Genomic DNA, 1,411 nt, shown 5'->3' on the forward strand with positions numbered 1-1,411 from the left:
TGCTCCACCGTGCGCGGCGACAGGAAGAGGGCCTGGGCGATGTCCTGGTTGCCCGTCCCCTGTGCCAGCAGCTCCGCCACCTGCCGCTCGCGCGGCGACAGCCGCTTGCCGTAGCCCCGGCGGCCCGGTGAGCCGATCCCGCCGAGATCGAGGTCCCGGCGCAGCTTCCGGCAGCGGGCGGTGTCCGTGGTGGCCCCCAGCTCCAGGTAGACCCGCTCGGCGGCGGCCATCCGCTCCGCCGCCCGCGCCCGGTCGCGCGCGGCCAGCGCGGCGGCGATCCGCTCGTCGGCCCGCGCCGCCTCGTACGGCCGCCCGATGTCCTGCCAGTGGTCCCTGGCCCGGGTGAACGCCTCCGCCGCCTCCGGATCGCCGTCCGCGTCCAGCAGCAGTCCCCGGGCGAGGTGCAGTGCCGCCGTCACCGCCGGCGCGCCCCGGTCGGTGAGGGACTCCGTCGCCTCCTCGGTGACCTCCCCGGCCTCGGCCCGCCCGCCCGTCGCCAGCAGGGCCTCGACGGCGACCGGCAGCAGCTCGGCGGTGCGCGCCCAGGCATCGGCCTGCCGGGCCGTGGCCAGCGCCGGGCCCACCGTGCCGGCCGCCCCGGCGGTGTCGCCCTCCAGCAGCTGGAGGCCGCCGAGCCCGGCGGCCGCCCGCAGCGCCACCGTCACCTGCGACTCCCGCTGGCCGAAGCGGGCGGCGATCTCGAACTCCTCCCGGGCCAGCGCCAGTCGGCCCCGCCCCGCCGCGAGCCGCCCGAACAGCAGCGAGCGTTCGGCACCGGCCATCGCCAGGTCGTCGAACTCCGCGCCCAGCCGGGCGAACCGGGGCTCCACCAGGTCCCAGCGCCCGGCCAGCATGTCGAGCCGGATCAGCGCGAGCCGGCTGTAGCACTCCAGGTACGGAATGCCCGTCAGCCGGGCCAGCCGGCGGCTCTCCTCCAGCAGGTTCGCGGACCGGCGGTCGTAGCCCAGCTCGATCGCGATCTCGCCCGCGTTGTACAGCGCCCGGGTGGTCTGCCGCATCACCTCGGGGCGCTCGGAGTCGCGCGGCAGCTCGTCCAGCCGGTCCCAGACCGCCGGATCGCCGTCCCGGGCCTGGAAGGTGAGCGAGGTGGCCCGCACCGCGGCGGACACGTCCTCGTCCGGGTTGGCCGCCAGCAGGCCCTCCGCCCGCGCGAGCCACTCCCCGGACCGGCGGCCGGCGCCGTCGCGCTCGTCCATGGCGATCGCCACCATGGCCCGGGCCGCCCGCACGGGGCGCTCCTCCAACTCCTCCAGGGACTCCCGGATCCGGTCGAATCCGGCCCGGTTGCCGCTGTGCACCGCCATCAGGAAGCCGAGCGCGAGCCGGATCTCGCCCCGGTCGGCGACCGGCAGCCGGGGGTCGGCGACCATGCCGCTCAGCACCTGCACGC

General features: G+C 77.5%; 1 protein-coding gene. It reads right to left on the bottom strand.

Annotated features, from left to right (window positions below):
• A partial coding sequence (locus VR45_RS39760; RefSeq protein WP_234326647.1) for a LuxR C-terminal-related transcriptional regulator occupies positions 1–1,391 on the bottom strand: 1,391 nt, incomplete at its 3' end.
• Positions 1,392–1,411: the final 20 nt, after the last annotated feature.

It is taken from the genome of Streptomyces sp. NRRL S-495, assembly GCF_000966955.1.
GTDB lineage: Bacteria > Actinomycetota > Actinomycetes > Streptomycetales > Streptomycetaceae > Kitasatospora > Kitasatospora purpeofusca.